Consider the following 20,220-nt stretch of genomic DNA (forward strand, 5'->3'; position numbering starts at 1 on the left):
ATTTGTCTTGAGACGTGATAGGGCGACGTCAATTCCCTGATCGTTCCCATTTGCGAGGCAAATTCATGGCCATTGTGTCCAAAGCCGTTCCCGTTCCCGAACTGGTGCCTGTCAAGCGCGCGCTCCTGTCCGTTTTTGACAAGACCGGCCTGGTTGCCTTTGCCAAGGCGCTTTCGCAGCGCGGTGTCGAACTGGTGTCCACGGGCGGGTCCTACAAGGCTCTGAAGGACGCGGGGCTGCCGGTTCTGGACATTTCCGAAGTCACGGGGTTTCCGGAAATCATGGACGGGCGGGTCAAGACGCTCCATCCGATGGTTCATGGCGGTCTTTTGTCCATTCGCGACGATGCGGACCACAAATCGGCGATGGCAGCGCACGGGATCACCGGCATCGATCTCTTCTGCGGCAATCTTTATCCGTTTGAAGAAGTGGTTGCGTCCGGCGCCGACTATGCCACGGGCATTGAGAATATCGATATTGGCGGCCCGGCCATGACCCGGGCTGCGGCCAAGAACCATGCCTATGTGACAGTTGTGACCGATCCGGTAGATTATGACACGGTGATTGCGGATCTGGACGCGAATGGCGGCCAGTCGCCTCTTGGTCTGCGCAAGAGACTGGCCCTGAAAGCCTTTGCCCGCACGGCGGCCTATGATGCTGCGGTCTCCAACTGGATGGCGGACCAGCTGGACGAGGCCACGCCTGCGCACCGGGCGGTCGGCGGGGCACTGGCGGAAGTCATGCGCTATGGCGAAAACCCGCATCAGACGGCAGGGTTTTACAAGACCGGCGAACAGCGGCCGGGTGTCGCCACTGCCGAACAGCTCCAGGGCAAGACGCTGTCCTATAACAACATCAACGACACGGATGCCGCTTTCGAGCTGGTTAGTGAATTCGACCCGGAGCGCACCAGCGCTGTTGCGATCATCAAACACGCCAATCCGTGCGGCGTGGCCGAAGGGGCCAGCCTGAAGGAAGCGTATGAAAAGGCGCTGCGCTGTGACCCGGTGTCTGCCTTTGGTGGTATTGTCGCCCTGAACCAGCCGCTGGATGCGGCTGCAGCGGAAGAAATCGTCAAGATTTTCACCGAGGTCATCATCGCGCCGGAGGCCGATGACGCAGCCCGTGAGATCATCGCGGCGAAAAAGAACCTGCGCCTGCTGGTGACCGGTGGTCTGGCCGATGCCCGCGCCAGGGGCCTGTTTGTCAAATCCGTTGCAGGCGGGCTTCTGGTCCAGTCCCGGGACAACGGAGTGGTTGACGATCTGGATCTGAATGTCGTCACCAAACGCGTACCGGGCGCAGAGGAACTGGCGGATCTCAAATTCGCTTTCCGCGTCGCCAAACATGTGAAATCCAACGCCATTGTCTATGCCAGGGATGGGGCGACCGTCGGCGTTGGCGCGGGTCAGATGAGCCGGGTGGATTCCGCGCGCATTGCGGCCCGCAAGGCTCTGGATGCTACGGAAGCTGCCGGGCTGGAAACGCCCTTGACCAAGGGCTGCGTGGTCGCGTCAGATGCTTTCTTCCCCTTTGCCGATGGGCTCTTGTCGGCAGCGGAAGCCGGGGCAACGGCGGTCATCCAGCCGGGCGGCTCCATGCGTGATGACGAGGTGATTGCTGCTGCAGATGAGGCGGGCCTTGCCATGGTGCTGACCGGCATGCGCCACTTCCGCCACTAGGGCGTGTCGCCTTCAAATGGTTTCAAACCGTTTTGTCTTTTGCGTTGAAACCTCTGATTTCAGGCAGCGAAAGGCAAACCCGATTGATCGTGACACGCTATAATATCAACCTCACCAAACAAGCACCTGTTGGACTGTGCCATGAGAGCGTTCAGCAAGGCGCGTGTCACGGGGTGATGCGGGGGCATCGTCCAGGACGCGCGACACGGCGGAACGCTCTCATGTCGTGACCTCCGGTGGCTTTTCAGGCCCGCCTGGCCGTGTCACGCCGCACGCCTTCACCGGTGCGGGCGGCGTTTTCTGAAAAAGAAAAGAACGGCTCATCGGCCAGCCCCCAACTGAAATGTGGGCATATCGGAATCGATTGAGCTGAACTCCTTGGTTCAGTAGGGCTTTCCGGGTTCGGACAGGTTTTGGGAAACTGCAACAAATAAGAAACGGTGACTTCCCCGGCTCTGCGGTGGTATGAGCTTAGGCTGTCCGAGCCGCGGCCGAAAACGGGTCATTTGCCAGCGCATAATCTCATCTTGAACAACGCCGTTCGTTGCATGGCAGGTAAAGGTGACACCAGAACATTAGCTTACCCGTCTGGCCATAGAACCTCGACCGCAAACAACTGCCATTCCGGAGCGCACGAATGGAACCTATTGCACTTCTTCTCTTCGTCACCGCGCTGATCCTGAACGCGGGCACACCTGGACCCAGCATTGCTGCGCTGGTGTCGCGTGTCATCACGCGTGGCTGGCACGACGTCGCGCCTTTCGTCGCGGCGATGTGGCTAGGCGAGGTGATCTGGTTAACGCTCGCGATGGCGGGGCTGTCGGCCCTAGCGGAGACCTTCCACACCGCGTTTGTTGTCCTCAAGTATTTGGGGGTGGCCTATCTGCTTTGGCTTGCATGGCGCATGTGGACCGAGCCGGCCGCAACTGGGGCCGATGCCGTACCCGATGCTTCATCGCGTTGGTCCATGTTCGCTGCCGGGATGGCCCTGACATTGGGCAATCCAAAGATAATGGTCTTCTATGTTGCGTTTCTGCCCACGCTTATCGACCTTTCGGGTGTGAGCATCGGGCTATGGGCAGTCGTGGCCTGCGTGACAGTCGCAAGCCTCGCCTTTGTCGACCTCGCTTGGATCGCTGTTGCCCACCACGCCCGGCGGTTCCTGAACACCCCGCGTGCGGTGAGGATGGCCAACCGCTTGGGTGCAGGTTGTCTTGGCGGGGCTGCGGCGGTGATCGCATCGCGCTAAAGGGCACGCAAGTAGACTATGCTGTAAGCCACCATTCAGACTTTGTGCAGCATCTCGCAATTTGGGTTCAGAACAGGCTTTCATCACGGATGACACGAACGGCCTCTTTGCGTCCCCTTTTCGGTCGTTGGCCCGCTTGAGGTCTTGTCCTGAAAACGGCCGCTGGTTGCACCGCTTGTGAAGATCTGTAAGGGCTTGCAACGGAGGCTCCCTGCGGGTTGAAAGAAGGTCTCCCGCCTGGAAGTTTCACCAAAATACTCAGTTCGTTTTTGTGCTGGATCTCTGATGCTAATTTGCAAAGCTGTTTGAAGAGCCTAATGTTTGATTCGATTGATCATTTGGCTCTTCTTGAGGCTTTGCCATGTCGTTTACGCTAAAACAAGCCCGCTACTTTGTTGGGGCCGCCGAGTTCGGTACGATTAGCCGGGCCGCAGTCGAGCTGTCTGTATCCCAAAGCGCGGTTACAGAAGCAATCAAGGATCTTGAGGCCCGCCTTGGTGTCAGACTCTTCGAACGGCGTAGACGCGGTATTGAACTCACCCATGACGGTCATGTGTTTCTTCGGCATGCGAAAGCCATTTTAACGGAAGTTTCGAACGCCGAGATCAACCTCAGTTCCCGGGAGAGTACCGTTTCCGGAGTGCTCAACCTGGGTGTTACATCCCTGACAGCCGGTTACGTGCTTTCTGAATTGTTGTCTCGGTTCCGCCGCGCTCAACCGAATATTGATACCCGGGCCATCGAAGACACGGGCGATTACCTGGAGCATCTTCTCGTTGGTGGCGAACTCGACATCGGCATCATGGTGGTTACAAATCTTCGAAACCATCATGCGCTCCATTCCGAAATCCTTGTTGTGTCGCCTTATCGGTTATGGCTACCGCTTGGGCATCGGCTGGGCACTAAGCAGAGCATTGCGGTTGAGGATCTTGCCGAGGAGCGGCTCATTCTGCTCGACGTGGATGAAATGCAGGCAGAGTCCATGCGCCTCCTTGATGTATTTGCCCAAAAACCGACCGTTGCGTTCAAGACACGCTCAGTTGAGGCCGTTCGGTCTTTGGTCGCCAGTGGCGCTGGCGTCGCACTGTTGCCCGATCTTGTATATCGGCCCTGGTCACTTGAAGGCGAGCGGATTGAGAGCCGAGACGTCTCCGGGCAGCTGCCAGTGGTCCAAGTGGGCCTGGTCTGGCGGCGCGGTGCAAGCATCTCAGGAACTACGCGGGCTTTCATTTCGGTAGCTCAGAGTTTTCACGCCCCTCGCCTACGTTGATATCGGAATTTCCGATACGACGTCATTGAATATTGAATTTGCCAATTCAAGCTGGCTGGCTCAATTTTTTCTGCAGCGCAGAAAAAGCCTCAGAGGGTGATCATGAAACAGTTACTGAAAACCACCGCAGTTGTAAGCGTATGTGCGTCCATCGCTGCGCCTTCTTTTGCTCAAGATATGGTGACGGAACTTGGCAAGGGCGAAGGCGAGCTGAATATCGTTGCCTGGCCCGGCTACATTGAACGCGGAGAGACGGTCGGCGATTTTGACTGGGTCACCAAGTTCGAAGAAACAACGGGCTGCATGGTCAAAGTCAAAACAGCCAATACATCTGATGAGATGGTCGCGTTAATGAACGAGGGTGGCTTTGACCTCGTTACTGCCTCCGGAGATGCCAGCCTCAGAATGGTTGCCGGCAAGCGGGTTCAACCGATCAACACGGCATTGATCCCGAGCTGGGACACCGTTGATGACCGTTTGAAAGAAGCACCTTGGCATTTCGTCAACGGCACCCATTACGGAGTACCGTATATGTGGGGTCCCAATATCTTGATGTATAACACCGAGGTGTTTGGTGACGCTCCACCAAAGTCATGGTCGGTGGTTTTTGAGGAGCAAAATCTGCCGGACGGCGAAACCAATATTGGACGTGTTCAAGCCTATGACGGCCCGATCCACATCGCCGATGCCGCCTTGTATCTGATGACACACAAGCCGGAACTCGGCATCGTATCGCCATATGAGCTGAATGCTGACCAATATGCAGCAGCACTTGATTTGCTGCGCGAGCAGCGCAAGCTCGTCAGCCGGTACTGGCACGATGCCTTTATCCAGATCGATGACTTCAAAAACGAGGGCATGGCCGCGTCAGGTTCATGGCCTTTCCAGCGCAACCTGCTTCAAGGCGACGGTGCGCCGATCGCCAGTGTCATTCCCGAAGAGGGCGTAACGGGTTGGGCGGACACGACAATGATGCATGTGGACAGTTCAAACCCGAATTGCGCCTATATGTGGATGGAGCACACTCTCAGCTCAAACCTAATGTCCGATCTTTCCGTCTGGTTCGGGGCCAACCCGGCCGTTCCGGCGGCCTGCACCGACGGGCGCGGTATGCAAACAGCTGAGGGCTGTACAAAGAATGGTTTCGATGATTTCGAAAAAGTTAGCTTTTGGACGACACCTGTCACCCGTTGTGAAAGCCAGGATGAGTGTGTTCCGTATTACCGCTGGGTCTCAGACTACATTGGAGTGATTGGTGGCCGCTAGGCCAGATCAGGATTTAAGCAAAAATCACATTCGCCAATCCGCGTTGGAAAATATGACACCAGCTGTATCTCTCCGATCCGTATCTCGTCATTTTGGCCAAGTCCGGGCAGTTGATGCGGTAAACCTGGACATCACGGAGGGCGAGTTTTTTGCTCTTCTCGGCCCCTCAGGCTCTGGCAAGACCACTTGTTTGCGCCTGATTGCCGGGTTTGAACAACCAACCAGTGGCGCCGTTGTGATCTTCGGCGAAGACGCGACCCGGGTTCCTCCTTATCGCCGCCCGGTGAACACCGTCTTTCAAGACTACGCCCTGTTCCCTCACCTGAATATCCTGGACAATGTTGCCTACGGATTGATGGTCCGCGGCGCGAAAAAAGCGGCACGGCATCAGGCGGCTGAGGAAGCCTTGTCGCTTGTTGCTCTCGGGGGCTTTGCGGGCCGCAAGCCGTCGGAACTTTCGGGCGGCCAGCGCCAACGTGTTGCGCTGGCACGCGCATTGGTGCTTCAGCCGAAAGTCTTGCTTCTTGATGAGCCATTGGGGGCGCTGGATCTCAAGCTCCGCGAGCAAATGCAGAGTGAGCTTAAAACGCTGCAACGCCGGCTCGGCATCACCTTCATATTTGTGACTCACGATCAAGGCGAAGCGCTCTCAATGGCCGACAGAGTGGCGGTTTTCGATCGGGGCCACATTCAACAGATCGGTGCGCCGCAGGATGTTTACGACCGGCCTGAAACGCCATTCGTGGCAGACTTTGTCGGTTCTTCCAACGTGCTTGCGCCTCACATGGTCAAGCATCTCGCCGGACAAAGCGCACCGGCAAGTTTGCGACCTGAGCAAATCCGATTGACCGATACCGGCGGCAAATTGACTGGCAAAGTCATCGGCTCAGCTTTTTTGGGAGTCGCCCACCGGATTGAGCTGGATGTCGGTGAAGCGCGTCTGTCCGTGCTGCTGCCCAAGACCGCAACCGTGCCGGATCTGGGCGCATCGGTGCAATTGACCTGGGATGACGGTGCGCTGCACGTGATGCGGGGTCAACATGTCTGAACCAGCGACGGTATCTTCGCGAATTTCGGATTCGCTCTGGCGGCGGCCGACGATCCTGTTGCTTTTGCTTGTGACGCCTCCGTTACTTTGGCTCGGCATCGTTTACCTTGGGTCACTCTTTGCGCTGCTTGCCCAGAGCTTTTTCTCGATCGACGAATTTACGGGTCTGGTGCGGTACGAGTTCACTCTAAAAACGTATGCTGAACTGTTTCGCGCGTCGAACTTCGACATTCTCGTCCGGACGATTGTCATGGCAAGCGCGGTGACAATCGCATCGGCGATCATAGCGTTTCCAATCGCATACTATGCTGCCCGCTATGCCAAGGGCCGTTGGAAGGCTGTTTTCTATCTCGGAATCATGTTGCCGCTTTGGTCGAGTTACCTCGTCAAAGTCTACTCGTGGAAGCTGATCCTTGCGAAAGAAGGCATCCTAAACTGGCTGTTCGATACTTTGCATTTGAGCTGGATCCTGCAGGCCTATCTGGCCATACCGGTTATCGGTGGCAACTCCCTGTCTGTCAGCTGGACCGGCACATTCCTGGTTTTTGTTTATGTCTGGTTGCCATTCATGATTCTGCCCGTTCAGGCTGCGCTGGAGCGGGTGCCGCCCAGCATGTTGGAAGCCTCCGGCGATCTTGGCGCCTCGCCCAGCCAAACGTTGCGCAATGTCATTCTCCCGCTTGCTTTGCCGGGCATTGTCGCAGGCTCGATCTTCACCTTTTCGCTCACCATGGGCGACTACATTATTCCGCAAATAGTCGGCACGTCGGCAAGGATGATCGGTCAGGCTGTGTATCAATTCCAGGGCACAGCCGGAAACATCCCGCTCGCCGCTGCTTTTGCCGTTGTGCCCATTTTAATGATGGGCATCTACCTGACACTTGCCAAACGCGCGGGGGCTTTCGATGCGCTCTAATGCCTCCCTTGGTTTGAAAATTGCTGCGACATGTGGGCTCTTGTTCCTGCATCTGCCCATCCTGCTCATTTTTGTCTACGCCTTCACCACCGAGGACAAGTCATATCAATGGCCGCCACCCGGTTTCACGCTTCAATGGTTTGGAGTCACTTGGAACCGTCCCGATGTCTGGGAGGCCTTGGGTTTGTCGCTCCGGGTCGCGGCAATTTCGACGGCTATTGCCATGGCTCTCGGTACGCTTTGTGCAGCAGCCGTCGCGCGGTTCAAGTTCTTCGGGCGAGAAACAATTTCGCTCCTGGTTATCCTTCCGATCGCGCTGCCCGGCATAATTACAGGCATTTCCTTGCGGTCTGCCTTCAATATCGCTGACATTCCGTTCAACTTCTGGACGATTGTGCTAGGCCACGCGACTTTCTGCATCGTGGTTGTTTACAACAATGCCGTGGCCCGCTTCAGGCGAACTTCCGGTTCTCTCGTGGAAGCGTCTATGGATTTGGGTGCGACCTATTTTCAGACACTGCGCTTCATCATCATGCCAAATATTGCAACCGCGTTGCTTGCCGGTGGCATGCTTGCCTTCGCGCTTAGTTTTGACGAGGTCATCGTCACAACCTTCACAGCCGGGCAACAGCAGACGCTTCCGATCTGGATGCTGGAGGAACTTGTCAGGCCCCGGCAACGCCCCGTCACCAATGTGGTCGCGCTGCTGGTTGTTCTCGTCACTTTCATCCCCATTCTCGCCGCCTACTACCTGACACGCGGAACAGAGACGATTGCCGGTCAGGGTAAATAAAAAAGGGAGACATACCCATGCAAACGGAAATGCTGATTGGAAGCAAATTTGAAGCGGGAACGGAAAACGAAGAAACGGTTTTGAACCCACGGACCGGCGAAACCCTGTTAAAAATGCCAGAAGCGAACACCGACCAGATCAACCGCGCTGTGGCTGCCGCACGGGCCGCTGCGCCAGCTTGGGGCAAAACCACACCGAGTGAACGGTCGGCTCTGTTGTTGAAGATCGCGGACGCTGTCGAAGCAGACCTGGAAAATCTGGCCCAATTGGAAGCGCTCAACTGCGGCAAGCCCATCAACGAAGTGCGCAACGAAGAAATTCCGGCCGTCGCGGATTGCTTCCGCTTTTTTGGCGGGGCTGTTCGTAACATGCACGGGCCCGTTGCGGGCAGCTACATGGCCGGTCACACCTCAATGATCCGACGCGATCCCATCGGTGTTGTCGCTTCTATTGCCCCTTGGAACTATCCGATCATGATGATGGCCTGGAAATTGGCGCCCGCCCTTGCCGGAGGCAACACAGTGGTCATGAAGCCCTCAGAACAGACACCTCTTACGGCACTCGCTTTCGCGAAAATCTTAGCGGGCATTCTTCCCGACGGTGTCGTGAACGTGATTACCGGGCAAGGCGGGTCCGTTGGCAATGCGCTGGTGAACCATTCCGGGGTTGATATGATTTCAATTACCGGTGATGTCGCGACGGGCAAGAAGGTGCTGATGGCCGCGTCAAAGGGCGTGAAACGCACCCATTTGGAGCTAGGTGGCAAAGCGCCGGTGATTGTGTATGGCGACGCAGACCTTGCCCGCACAGTCGAAGGTCTCAAGGCTTTCGGCTACTATAATGCAGGTCAGGATTGCACGGCGGCCTGCCGTGTCTATGCACATGCATCCATCTACGACAAATTTGTTGCCGATTTAACGTCGGCCGCCGCAAGCATCGTCTTCAACAACGATGACGACGGCCAAAATGAAATCCCCCCGCTGATTTCCTCCCGCCAAAGGGACCGTGTGGCAAGCTTTGTGGAACGGGCCGCTGAACAGTCCCATATCGAGATCACAACTGGTGGCGGGGTTGTTGACGGCGGCGGTTTTTACTTCCAGCCAACGGTGGTGGCAGGTGCGACCCAATCTGATGAAATTGTGCAACGTGAAGTCTTTGGTCCGGTGGTTTCAGTCACCCGTTTTGGCGATGACGATCCGGTGCTTGATTGGGCCAACGACAGCCCCTACGGCCTTGCCTCATCTGTCTGGACAAAGGACATAGGCAAAGCCATGGAAGCTTCGGCGGCTCTTCAATATGGCTGCACATGGGTGAATACGCACTTTATGTTGGTCAATGAAATGCCTCACGGTGGCCTCAAACAGTCCGGCTACGGTAAGGATATGTCGATGTATGCTTTGGAGGACTATACTGCTGTGCGCCATATCATGATCGCGCATTAAGCGCTTCGCATCGGCGAAAGCGGGAATGAGACAAGGTGTTCGTCGGAACTTGATTTATTTTCGGCCGACGCGTTCATTGTCGTAAATTTCCGCCTTTTCTTGCCCAAAATTCCGACACGACCGCTTTGAATCGAACGCGATCGCGCATGTGGTCAAGGCTTGCTGATTGGAATGCGGGCCTTCGGCTTTAGTTTATGACCAGAAGCGGGAAGCAGAGGTCCACTGTGTATCGGTCAGACCTCCGCTTCGAGCCGCAGGCGATTAGGACCCTTTCAGGGGCTGGAGCAGCGGGTTGCTTTTTTCCTGATATCAGCTTCTGGGTTCCTGAACCCGGGTCATCAGCCAGAATCCCACGCCGAAGAAGACCAAAATGACCGACATGCCCGCCGGCTGGCTGTTGAAGAGCGCAGTGACGAGGGCAACGGTCAGCGGGGCCAGAAAGCTGGTCACTTTGCCTGACAGGGCAAGCAGGCCGAAATACTGGGCCATGTGCTCACGCGGGGCAAGGCGTACCAGAAGGCTCCGGCAGGAGGCCTGCAACGGGCCGGCCACAGCGCCGATCAATGCGCCGAGGCCGATGAAGACCTGCTCCGGCAGGGAGGCAAACAGGGCGCCTTCGGGGGCCGGGGGGGTCTGGATGACGAAAAAGACGGTTGTTCGGTCAACCGATATGAGGCCGAGGCCACTGATCATCAGCACAATCAGGGACACCAGGATCACGGGTTTTGCGCCGAGCCGGTCATCCAGCGGGCCGCCCAAAACCAGGCCCAGGGTTCCGGTGATTGTTAAAATGATGCCGAATGTGCCGATTTCGATGGAGCCCCAGCCGAGCTGACCGGCCGAATAGATGCCGCCAAACGCAAACAGGGCCACAAGACCGTCCTTGAACACCATATTGGCAATCAGGAACAGGAAGATGTTCCTGTTCCCGCGAGCAGTGGCCAGATTGCGGGTGAGCGCTTGCAGGCCGCGGTGGACCGCAGCACCCATCCGGGCCCGCTGGGGTGCATCCGGCACAAACAGGAACATTGGCAGCACGAAGACAAGATACCAGAGAGCAGAAAACGGTCCGACCGCCCTGTCGCCTTCCTGTGTTGTGGCGTCGAGACCGAACACCGGCTCGATCCCCAGCAATGTGACACCGGTCTGCGGGCTGGCGGCGAAGAACCCCAGGGCGATGACCAGGGTCACCAGCGCGCTGACATATCCGATGCCCCAGCCGAAACTGGACAGGCGCCCGACCTGATCATGGGGCACCAGCGAAGGCATCATTGCATTGTTGAAGACAGTCGCGATTTCAATGCACAGCGTGCCAACCGCAAACGCGGCCAGGGCGATGAGAATACCGTTCGGATTGCCAGGAGCTGCGTACCAGAAAGCCCAGCAGCTGATAACAAAGGGCACCGACAGCGCAAAGATCCAGCGTTTGCGGCGTCCGCTTGCATCTGCCACCGAGCCCAGCACCGGGGCCAGAAGGGCGATGGCCAGCCCGGCGGCCGCTGTCGCATAGCCCCAGAGGGACTGCCCTGCTTCCGGCGTCGGTGCCAAAGCGGAGGCAAAATAGGGGGCGAAGACGAAGGTGGTGACCAGGGTGAAAAAGGGCTGGGCAGCCCAGTCGAACAACGCCCATGACAGGATCGCGCGGCGATCCGTTTTGGGCGGCAGGACGTTGGAAGCGGAAGTCATACTGGATCCTGTACCTGACGCGAAACCGGCCCGCAGCGAGGCTGCCGGCCGGTTCTCCCAGGTGATCTTTATAGGCCTTTTGGACGCGGGTCCAGCGCCAGAAAGGCTCGTCTTCTGAGCTAGTCTGCTCCGCAGATTTCCGCCAAAAGACTGGACGCTACGGAAAATTTGGAGACGCTCAAACCGCCATCCAGAATTTCCCGGACCGCCCGGTGTCTGCTTGACGCTTCGGTTTCATGAGCTTCCAGCCAGGCCGGGAAACTGCCTGCCCGGATCGAGGCGCTGGCAAGAGTCCGATGAGCGGAAAAGAGGGTCGCCCGCGCCCGGTCGAGAGCCAGGCCGTCATAGTAGTCGCGAACTTCCAGGTTCCCGGCCATTTCATGCATGGCACCGATCTGGAAGTGGTGGGCGACCTCGTAATAGGCCCGCGCCGCTGTTTCCAGATCCGCTCCGGTTCCCTCTGCAACAATCACGATATCGGGAATGGCCTGTTCCGCCGGCAGCCAGGCAATGCGCCGGGCAAGGCCCTCCGGAACGCCCTTGGCGACAAAGTCGGCGGCGCGATCGTTGAGGGTTGCAGCCGGCTGCTCCGGAAGCAGGGTTTCCAGGCGGCCGCGCAGATCGGCAATGCCGGTCCGGAAGCGTTCCACCACCGCCGACAGGCCCTTGTCGAAGGACACATTGCGCTTGAACCAGATCACCCGTTCAAGCAGCAGGGTCTGGACTTCGGAATAGAGGTCGAGCTGCAGGGCGCCGTCGACCTTCGTGTCGAGCGCATCGATCTCCGTGTTGAGGTCGGTGAGGTCGAAACTGTTGCGCACGGCCACAAACCCCCGGGCAATCTCCGCCGGGCTGGCTCCGGTCTGGTCCATGAGCCGGGTCAGGAAGGTGGACCCGCCCCGGTTGACCATGGAATTGGCGAGCATGGTGGCGATGATTTCCCGGCGCAGGCGGTGGCCGTTGATTTCGTCCTGATAGGTCGCGGCCATCTGCTTGGGGAAATAGCGCACCAGTTCGCGCGCCAAGTAGTCGTCATCGGGCACGGTGCTGTCCAGCAGCGCATCATAAAGGGTGATCTTGGCATAGGCCAGAAGCACGCCGAGTTCTGCGCGGGTCAAAAGCTGACCGGCCTTGCGCAAGTCCCGCAGGGCTGCCTCGTCGGGCAGCTGCTCCACCTCCCGGTCCAGAAGGCCGTCCTGTTCCAGGCGGCGCATCATGCGCACCTGAAACCCGAAATCCTCCACGCCCCTGAGTTCGGTCATGGAAAGGGCAAGGGTCTGCAGGTAGTTGTTGCGCAAAACCAGATCGGCGACCTCGTCGGTCATCTCCGCCAGCAGGTCGTTGCGTTGTTCCAGGCTCAGCTTGCCCGCCTTCACCGCAGCTCCCAGGGCGATCTTGATATTGACTTCCATATCGGAGGAGTTCACCCCGGCAGAATTGTCGATCGCATCGGAATTGCAGCGGCCGCCCTTCTTGTGGAACTCGATCCGGGCCAGCTGGGTGAGGCCCAGATTGGCGCCTTCGCCGATGACCCTGGCGCCCAGTTGCGGCGCGGTGATGCGGATCGGGTCATTGGCCCGGTCACCAGCATCCGCGTCCGTCTCGGTGGTGGCGCGGATATAGGTGCCGATGCCGCCAAACCAAAGAAGGTCCACCTCCATCTTCAAGATGGCCGTCATCACCTCCTGTGGCGTCGCGCTGGCCTTGTCCAGCGAAAGCATTTCCTGGATCTCCGGCGACAGTGGAATGGATTTCAGCTGGCGGGAGAATATCCCGCCGCCTTTGGAAATCAGATCCGTGTTGTAGTCGTTCCAGGAAGACCGTCCGAGGTCGAACAGGCGTTTGCGTTCCACCCAGGTCTTGGCCGGGTCGGGGTCCGGATCCAGGAATATGTCCCGGTGATCGAAGGCGGCGACCAGCCGTGTCGCCTTGGACAGAAGCATGCCGTTGCCGAAGACGTCGCCGGACATGTCCCCCACACCGGCGGCTGTGAACGGTTCGCTCTGGATGTCCCGGTTCATTTCCCGGAAATGCCGTTTGACCGCTTCCCAGGCGCCCCGGGCGGTGATGCCCATTTTCTTGTGGTCATACCCGGCCGAGCCGCCGGAGGCGAAGGCATCGCCAAGCCAGAAGGACCGGCCTTCGGACAGGCCGTTGGCCGTGTCGGAGAAGGTCGCCGTGCCCTTGTCTGCGGCAACCACGAGATAGGGGTCGTCGCCGTCGAAGCGCTGCACCCGGTCCGGGGGCAGGATCGTGTCTTCGTCCAGATTGTCGGTCACATCCAGCAAGGCGTTGATGAAGGTCTTGTAGCTTTCCGTTCCTTCCGTGAACCAGGCTTCCCGGTCGCTGGCCGGGGGCAGCTGTTTGGGCACAAAGCCACCCTTGGCGCCAACCGGCACGATCACCGCATTTTTGACCTGCTGGGCCTTGACGAGGCCGAGCACTTCGGTGCGGAAATCCTGGGGCCGGTCCGACCAGCGCAGGCCGCCGCGCGCCACCATGCCGAAGCGCAGATGCACACCTTCCACCCGCGGGCTGTAGACGAAGATTTCCCGGAACGGGCGCGGTTGTGGCAGATCGTCGATCTCGCGGCTGTCGATCTTGAAGGAGAAAGTCGGCTTAGGCTGGCCGCCGCTGTCCAACTGATAGAAATTCGTGCGCAGGATCGAGCCGATCACATTCTGGAACCGGCGCAGGATGCGGTCGTCATCAAGGCTGGAGACCTCCTCCAGATCGCTGGTGAGTTCCGCCGCCAGCCGCGCCGAGCCCAGATCCCGGTCCTTGCCGGTGACATCCGGGTTGAAGCGCAGATGGAACAGTTCCACCAGCTTGGCCGTGATCACGGGATAGTTGTTCAGCGTTCGCCACATATAGTCTTCGGAGAACGGAATGCCCGCTTGCCGCAGATATTTTGACAGGGCGCGGACAACAGCCACATCCCGCCAGGCAAGCCCTGCGGTCATGACAAGGCGGTTGTAGCCGTCATTTTCCGCCTGGCCCTTCCAGATCGCCATGAACATGCTTTCCAGCCGTTCGCGCAGGTCTTCGGGCAGTTCGAAATCCTCGCCCGAATGGCTTTCCAGGGTCATTTCATGAAGATAGGAGAGCGGCTTGTCGGCGGGCGTCACCCTGTAGGTCCGCTCGTTGATCACGTTGAAGCCCATATTCTCCAGCAGCGGCACCCGGGCCGACAGGGGGATCGGGGAACCGCAATGGTAGACTTTCAGGCCGAGGCGGTTGGCATTGGAGCCGGTCTGACGGTGGAAGGTGATGGTGGTGTCGTCCAGGCCGGACAGGGTTTCCAGCTTGACGATATCGAGCACCGCCGACTGGGCATTGTAGACTTCCTTGTAGCCGCCGTGGAACGACAGGGAATAGCGGTCGGCGAGCTGGCGCGCCTTGGCGCTTGGAAAGTCGCGGGTTAGGGCATCGCGCACGCTGTCCGACCAGCTGCGCACCATGTCTGCCACGGCGGTTTCCAGCTCTTCCTGCTCCGGGGCCGGGGTTTCGCCCCTGTCACGGCCGACAATGTAATGCACCCGGGCCAGCGGCCCTTCCATATAGGTGACATACCAGGCCGACAGGCGGCCCTCAAAGACCGAGGCCAGATAGGTGCCGATATTGATCCGCACTTCGGTCGAATAGCGGTCCCTCGGCACGAACACCAGAATGGAGACATAGCGGTCGAACTTGTCCGGGCGCGCCAGAACGCGGATGCGCGGTCGCTCGTCCAGCTGCAGGATCGCGATTGCAAAGTCGTAAAGCCGCTCCCTGTCGATCTGGAACAGCTCGTCCCTTGGAAAAGCCTCCAGAACATTGCGCAGCGCCCGGCCGGAATGGCTTTCGGAGCCGTATCCGGCCCGGGCCAGGACACTGGCCACCTTGCGCCGCAGGAACGGAATCGTGCTGGTGGGCTCGGTATAAGCGGTGGAGGCGAACAGACCGACAATGCGCAATTCACCTGTCAGCACTCCATCATCGTCATAGAGCTTGGCGCCGACATAATCCATGTGCACCCGCCGGTGTACGGTGCTCTTCACATTGGCTTTTGCGATGATCAGCGGTTCGGGCTTTTTCAGGAACTCGCGGATTTCCGGCGTGATCTGGACGAATTCGGAACCGCGCCGCAGCACGCGCACATCCGGGTCTGCCAGAAGGCCGAGCCCGGTTCCCTCGTGCGGGGAGAGTTCGCCTTCTTCCGCGCCGCCCTCGAATTTGTATTCGCGCATGCCGAGGAAAATGAAATTGTTGTTTTCCATCCACTCCAGGAAGTGGATGGCCTCCCACAGATCGTCGCTGCTGCCGGGAATCTGCGTGGTCTTGTAGGTGTCGATGGCGTCGGCCAGCCGTTCCTGCATCGGCTTGAAATCATTGACCACCGAGCGCACGGAGTGAAGGACCTTGTCCAGGCGGCCGCTCAGGGCGGTACGGGCTTCTTCTGAATCAATCCGCGTCACATGAATATGGATCAGGCTTTCCTGCCGGTCCTTGCGTTTGGCCGGTTTCTTGCGCGCTGCTGCCGTGACAAGCTTGCCGGCATCGTCCCGCTCCACGATGAAGATCGGGTGCAGTACAAGATGCACGTCCAGCTTGCTGGCATGCAGCTCGTCCATGACCGAATCAACGAGAAACGGCATGTTGTCATTGACGATCTCAATCACGGAGAGCCCGTTGGCCCGGGAGGTCTTCTTGGCAAAGGCCGGGTCGGTGATGCTGATGCGGTGGGTGCCAAGGTCGTGGGTCTGGAAGTCCTGCCAGGCGTCGCTGACAAAGCCCGTCAGATCATCGGCAGTATAGGCGACGAGGTCTTCCGCTGCGGCCCTGTCGAAGAAGGCGGCTGCAAATTCCGCCAGCTCAGGATCGGTCTTGTTCAGCCCTGCTTGCACCTCGCCGATGAGCTTTTGTTTCTCAACGTCGTGTTTGTCCGGCATTCCTAATCCCCCTAGGCGATCTTCGTTGTGGCTCGGCCGCGTGGTATGCTTTTCTAGTGCAGCTTGTTAAAAATTTTCATGACGGGAGTAAAAAATTGTCAAGCAAAGTCACGGCCTTGCAAATTGAGTCAACAGATTCTTTGAGTGAAAAAACGCAAAGCTATTTCGAATTGTGCAAGGAGAAGCTCGGCTTGGTTCCCAATGTGCTGACGGCCTATTCCTTCGATGAGGCGAAATTGCGGGCCTTCACCGGCATGTATAACGACCTCATGCTGGCAGAGTGCGGACTCTCCAAGCTTGAGAGGGAGATGATTGCCGTTGCGGTATCTGCCGTCAACCGTTGTTTCTATTGCCTGACCGCGCACGGAGCAGCGGTACGGGAATTGTCGGGAGACCCGGTGCTGGGCGAATTGATGGTGATGAATTACCGGGTCGCGGATCTCAGCGCTCGGCAGCGGGCAATGCTGGATTTTGCGGTGAAGCTTACTGAAAAACCGGCGGAGATTCTGGAAAGCGACCGCCAGGCCCTGCGGGATGCGGGGTTCAGTGACCGGGACATCTGGGACATTGCCTCTGTTGCAGCCTTTTTCAACATGAGCAACCGGGTCGCGGCCGCCTCCGACATGAGGCCCAATGATGAGTATCACTCAAGGGCCCGTTGAAGTCTCGTCGCACGACAATCCGGTGACAAGACCGGCGTTTGGGTGTATGACGGCGTCGACTTTTATCTGAGGAAGGAGAGGAGCGGGCCATGGCTGCGCGCGTATTTATTGATGGTGAAGCGGGAACGACGGGTTTGCAGATCCGCGAGCGCCTTGCCACGCGCCGTGACCTGGATCTGATCTCCATTCCCGAAGACCGCCGCAAGGACCCCGTTGCCCGTGCCGAGTGTCTGAATACGGCGGATGTGGCCATTCTGTGCCTGCCCGATGCGGCGGCAAAGGAAAGCGTCGCGCTGATCGAAAACGACACCACCCGCGTCATTGATGCCTCCAGCGCCCACCGGGTCGCAGAGGGCTGGGTCTATGGGTTCGCCGAAATGGACCGGGATCAGGCCGATATCATTGCCGGTGCCATGCGGGTGACCAATCCGGGCTGCTGGCCCCAGGGCCTGATCGCGTCCCTGCGCCCGCTTGTGGCGGCGGGTCTGGTGCCATCTGAATTCCCCGTGACCTACCAGGGTATTTCGGGGTATTCCGGCGGCGGCAAGGGCTTGATCGGCGACTATGAAGGCCGGGGCACGGAGGCCAATGTGTTTGCGCCCTATGCGCTGGGCTTCAACCACAAGCACCTGCCGGAAATGACCGAATATGGGCTGCTGGACTCAGCGCCCTTGTTCACCCCGTCTGTTGGCAACTACTACAAGGGCATGCTGACCGTGCTGCCGCTGAACCTTGCCGCACTGGAGACGGTTCCGAGCGGAGAGCAACTGCATTCAGCGCTTGCCGATCACTTTGCAGATGCCGCCAACGGCTTCGTGGAGGTGACGCCGCTGGAGGCGCTGGACAAGTCGGAATACCTGGACCCCCAGGCGGTGAACGATACCAACCTGCTGCGCCTGCATGTCTTTGCCAATGATGCACGGGCGCAGGCAGCAGTGATCGCGATTTACGACAATCTGGGCAAGGGCGCGTCCGGCGCGGCGGTCCAGAACCTCAACTTGATGCTCGGCGTCGATCAGGCCACTAGCCTGGCGGCCTAAGGACCAGGGCCTTGAGGCCGGCAGTGACGCCGGTTTCAGGGGGCCGGTCTCAAGGGGCCGGCCGGACCCGGTCCGGCAAGACGCGCACATCTTTCAGGAGATAGAAGAATGGAAAAATTTGAAACCCTGACCGGGGTCGCTGCGCCCCTTCCGATCGTCAATATCGATACGGATATGATCATTCCAAAGCAGTTCCTGAAGACCATCAAACGCACCGGTCTCGGTACTGCGCTGTTTCACGAAATGCGCACCAATGACGATGGTTCGGAGAACCCGGATTTCGTTCTTAACAAAGCCGCCTACCGGGATGCCAAGATCCTGATCGCAGGCGACAATTTCGGCTGCGGCTCTTCCCGCGAGCACGCTCCTTGGGCGCTGCAGGATTTCGGCATCCGCTGTGTGATCTCCACGTCCTTTGCCGACATCTTCTACAACAATTGCTTCAAGAACGGCATTCTGCCGATCCAGGTGTCCGAAGACGAGCTGGAAACGCTGCTCCACGCTGCCGAGCGCGGGGCAAATTTCACCTTGACGATCGATCTGGAAAACCAGGAAATCCAGGGTCTTGAGAGCGGCGACATTGCCTTCAAGATCGACCATTTCCGCAAGCACTGCCTGATCAACGGTCTGGATGATATCGGCCTGACCATGGCCAAGGCTGGCGAGATCGACACGTTTGAAGGCAAGATCGGCGAAAGCCGTCCTTGGGTTTAAGGCAGGCCCGGTTCCAGTGCTGCCCCTTTGGCCTGATAGAGGGCATGTGACGGCAAAGACCCTTCTGGAAGGCGGAACTGCCTTTCAGAGCGTCTAGGGCCGGGGAAGGGCATCAGCTCGGCCTATTGGCCCTTGTCATCCTCGCGCACGCGCCGTTCTGCGTTGAGCTGCTCCAGCTCCGCCAGTTTGGTACCAATGGGCCGCAGCGCGGCCACTGTGGTGCGGTATCTCAAGGAATGCTGCTCGAACAGGCGTCTGGCGAGTTCGGGATATTCCTGGATCATGCGCTTGAACAGGGCCCGGCGGATGCGGATGATGCTGACGTCTCCGAGGGCCAGTGCGCGGCAGGGGCGTTTGATGTCCGTCAGCAGGGCGGACTCGCCGAGAAGCACCCCCCGGCCGACCCTTTCCATCTCCTGAAACCCGTTGTCGCCGCGCTTTTGCAGGCTGACAGTGCCCTGGGTGACCACAAGGCCGCCATCCGCCCGTTCCCCTTCGTCGAAAAGGGTCTGGCCATTGGCGTAATCCATGCTTTCGGCGCTGAAGGCGAGCAGGCGCAGCTGGTCGTCCTGGAACTCCGAAAGCATCGGGATTTCTTTGAGAATCGCAATGTCTTGGGCAAGGCTCATGCCCAAGATTTACGCTGATAACCCGCTAGGGCACAAGCTTATATCCACCGGCTTCTGTGACCAGAAGCTCCGCATTGGACGGATCTCGCTCAATTTTCTGGCGCAGCCGGTAAATATGGGTCTCAAGCGTGTGGGTGGTGACCCCGGAATTGTAGCCCCAGACCTCATGCAGCAAGACGTCCCGGGTGACCGGCTTTTCACCTGCCCGGTAGAGGAATTTCAGGATCGAGGTTTCCTTTTCCGTCAGCCGCACCTTGCTGCCGGCATCGTCCTGCATCACCTTGGCGGCCGGGCGGAAGGAATAGCGGCCAATGGCAAAGGTGGCATCTTCGCTCTGCTCATGCTGGCGCAGATGGGCGCGGACCCGCGCCAGCAGCACGGCGAATTTGAACGGCTTGGTGACATAATCATTGGCCCCGGCTTCCAGGCCCAAAATGGTGTCGCTGTCGCCGTCATGGCCGGTCAGCATGATGATCGGCGCCTTGAACCCGTTCTTGCGCAGCAGCTTGACAGCCTCGCGGCCGTCAATATCCGGCAGGCCCACATCCATCAAAAGAAGGTCGACATGTTCATCTTTGGCAAGGCCGATGCCTGAGGTGGCGCTGTCTGCCTGGATGGTTTCAAATTCGTCATAAAGGGAAAGCTGCTCGACAAGCGCTTCACGCAGTTCCGTATCATCATCGACAATCAAAATGGTGCGGGCGGTCATAAGGGGTGTCCTCGCCTGAAATTCAACCTGATCACGCCACTGTGTGAAAACCACACGAGCGTGTTCCTGCTTCTATGTGCGTGGGAAAGTTTCGCCGCACAAGCGGGCCTTCGTCAATTCTTCTTCACGCGAGGGTTAGCGCCGGTTTATCAATGTCTTGTCGCAGCAACAGGTTCAGCGGAT

At 58.6% G+C, this 20,220-nt stretch carries 15 protein-coding genes; 11 read left to right on the plus strand and 4 right to left on the minus strand.

Features of this window, described 5'->3' with window-relative positions; genetic code table 11:
• The first annotated feature begins 65 nt into the window (after nt 1-65).
• The 8 genes from purH to ACXAH0_RS06775 all read left to right on the plus strand — a co-directional run bounded on the left by purH (nt 66) and on the right by ACXAH0_RS06775 (nt 9,666).
• Nucleotides 66-1,682, plus strand: coding sequence for a bifunctional phosphoribosylaminoimidazolecarboxamide formyltransferase/IMP cyclohydrolase (gene purH, locus ACXAH0_RS06740; RefSeq protein WP_475189876.1), 1,617 nt, complete (start codon nt 66-68; stop codon nt 1,680-1,682).
• A gap of 637 nt (nt 1,683-2,319) precedes the next feature.
• Complete coding sequence (locus ACXAH0_RS06745) at nt 2,320-2,931, plus strand: LysE family translocator (RefSeq protein ID WP_475189879.1); 612 nt, start codon at nt 2,320-2,322, stop codon at nt 2,929-2,931.
• A gap of 361 nt (nt 2,932-3,292) precedes the next feature.
• A complete protein-coding gene (locus ACXAH0_RS06750; RefSeq protein ID WP_475186976.1) occupies nt 3,293-4,201 on the plus strand; it encodes a LysR family transcriptional regulator in 909 nt (302 codons plus the stop codon).
• Between the two features lie 102 nt (nt 4,202-4,303).
• Nucleotides 4,304-5,467 (plus strand): ABC transporter substrate-binding protein, encoded by a 1,164-nt coding sequence (locus ACXAH0_RS06755; RefSeq protein WP_475189881.1) that lies wholly within the window; start codon nt 4,304-4,306, stop codon nt 5,465-5,467.
• 52 nt (nt 5,468-5,519) lie between these two features.
• On the plus strand, nt 5,520-6,515 hold the full coding sequence (locus ACXAH0_RS06760; RefSeq protein ID WP_475189882.1) for an ABC transporter ATP-binding protein: 996 nt from the start codon (nt 5,520-5,522) through the stop codon (nt 6,513-6,515).
• Nucleotides 6,508-7,431 (plus strand): ABC transporter permease, encoded by a 924-nt coding sequence (locus ACXAH0_RS06765; RefSeq protein ID WP_475186970.1) that lies wholly within the window; start codon nt 6,508-6,510, stop codon nt 7,429-7,431. The genes ACXAH0_RS06760 and ACXAH0_RS06765 overlap by 8 nt, the downstream gene beginning before the upstream one ends.
• Nucleotides 7,421-8,224, plus strand: a complete 804-nt coding sequence (locus ACXAH0_RS06770; protein WP_475186968.1) for an ABC transporter permease — start codon at nt 7,421-7,423, stop codon at nt 8,222-8,224. Before ACXAH0_RS06765 ends, ACXAH0_RS06770 begins: the two co-directional genes overlap by 11 nt.
• Nucleotides 8,225-8,241: 17 nt before the next feature.
• Nucleotides 8,242-9,666: a gamma-aminobutyraldehyde dehydrogenase gene (locus ACXAH0_RS06775; RefSeq protein WP_475189885.1), complete on the plus strand. Its 1,425-nt coding sequence runs from the start codon at nt 8,242-8,244 to the stop codon at nt 9,664-9,666.
• A gap of 309 nt (nt 9,667-9,975) precedes the next feature.
• Here the strand turns inward: ACXAH0_RS06775 and ACXAH0_RS06780 are convergent, their stop codons facing one another.
• Both ACXAH0_RS06780 and ACXAH0_RS06785 read right to left on the minus strand, forming a co-directional pair.
• Nucleotides 9,976-11,352 carry an MFS transporter gene (locus ACXAH0_RS06780; protein ID WP_475189887.1) on the minus strand — a complete coding sequence of 459 codons (1,377 nt, stop codon included), beginning with the start codon at nt 11,350-11,352 and terminating at the stop codon, nt 9,976-9,978.
• A 119-nt stretch (nt 11,353-11,471) separates the two neighbouring features.
• The gene (locus ACXAH0_RS06785; RefSeq protein ID WP_475189890.1) at nt 11,472-16,283 is read right to left on the minus strand and encodes an NAD-glutamate dehydrogenase; all 4,812 of its coding nucleotides are present in this window, start codon (nt 16,281-16,283) and stop codon (nt 11,472-11,474) included.
• A gap of 95 nt (nt 16,284-16,378) precedes the next feature.
• Between ACXAH0_RS06785 and ACXAH0_RS06790 the strand changes: the two genes are divergently transcribed.
• From ACXAH0_RS06790 to leuD, 3 genes are all read left to right on the plus strand, one after another.
• Nucleotides 16,379-16,945 carry a peroxidase-related enzyme gene (locus tag ACXAH0_RS06790; RefSeq protein ID WP_475186062.1) on the plus strand — a complete coding sequence of 189 codons (567 nt, stop codon included), beginning with the start codon at nt 16,379-16,381 and terminating at the stop codon, nt 16,943-16,945.
• Nucleotides 16,946-17,034: 89 nt separating this feature from the next.
• Nucleotides 17,035-17,985, plus strand: a complete 951-nt coding sequence (gene argC / locus ACXAH0_RS06795; RefSeq protein WP_475189892.1) for an N-acetyl-gamma-glutamyl-phosphate reductase — start codon at nt 17,035-17,037, stop codon at nt 17,983-17,985.
• A gap of 108 nt (nt 17,986-18,093) precedes the next feature.
• Nucleotides 18,094-18,699, plus strand: coding sequence for a 3-isopropylmalate dehydratase small subunit (leuD, locus tag ACXAH0_RS06800; RefSeq protein WP_475186067.1), 606 nt, complete (start codon nt 18,094-18,096; stop codon nt 18,697-18,699).
• A gap of 122 nt (nt 18,700-18,821) precedes the next feature.
• Here the strand turns inward: leuD and ACXAH0_RS06805 are convergent, their stop codons facing one another.
• Both ACXAH0_RS06805 and ACXAH0_RS06810 read right to left on the minus strand, forming a co-directional pair.
• On the minus strand, nt 18,822-19,328 hold the full coding sequence (locus ACXAH0_RS06805; RefSeq protein WP_475189894.1) for a Crp/Fnr family transcriptional regulator: 507 nt from the start codon (nt 19,326-19,328) through the stop codon (nt 18,822-18,824).
• Nucleotides 19,329-19,353: 25 nt separating this feature from the next.
• Nucleotides 19,354-20,037: a response regulator transcription factor gene (locus ACXAH0_RS06810; RefSeq protein WP_299477884.1), complete on the minus strand. Its 684-nt coding sequence runs from the start codon at nt 20,035-20,037 to the stop codon at nt 19,354-19,356.
• Between the last annotated feature and the right edge of the window lie 183 nt (nt 20,038-20,220).

This window comes from Roseibium sp. AWQ4_290 (assembly GCF_056160985.1).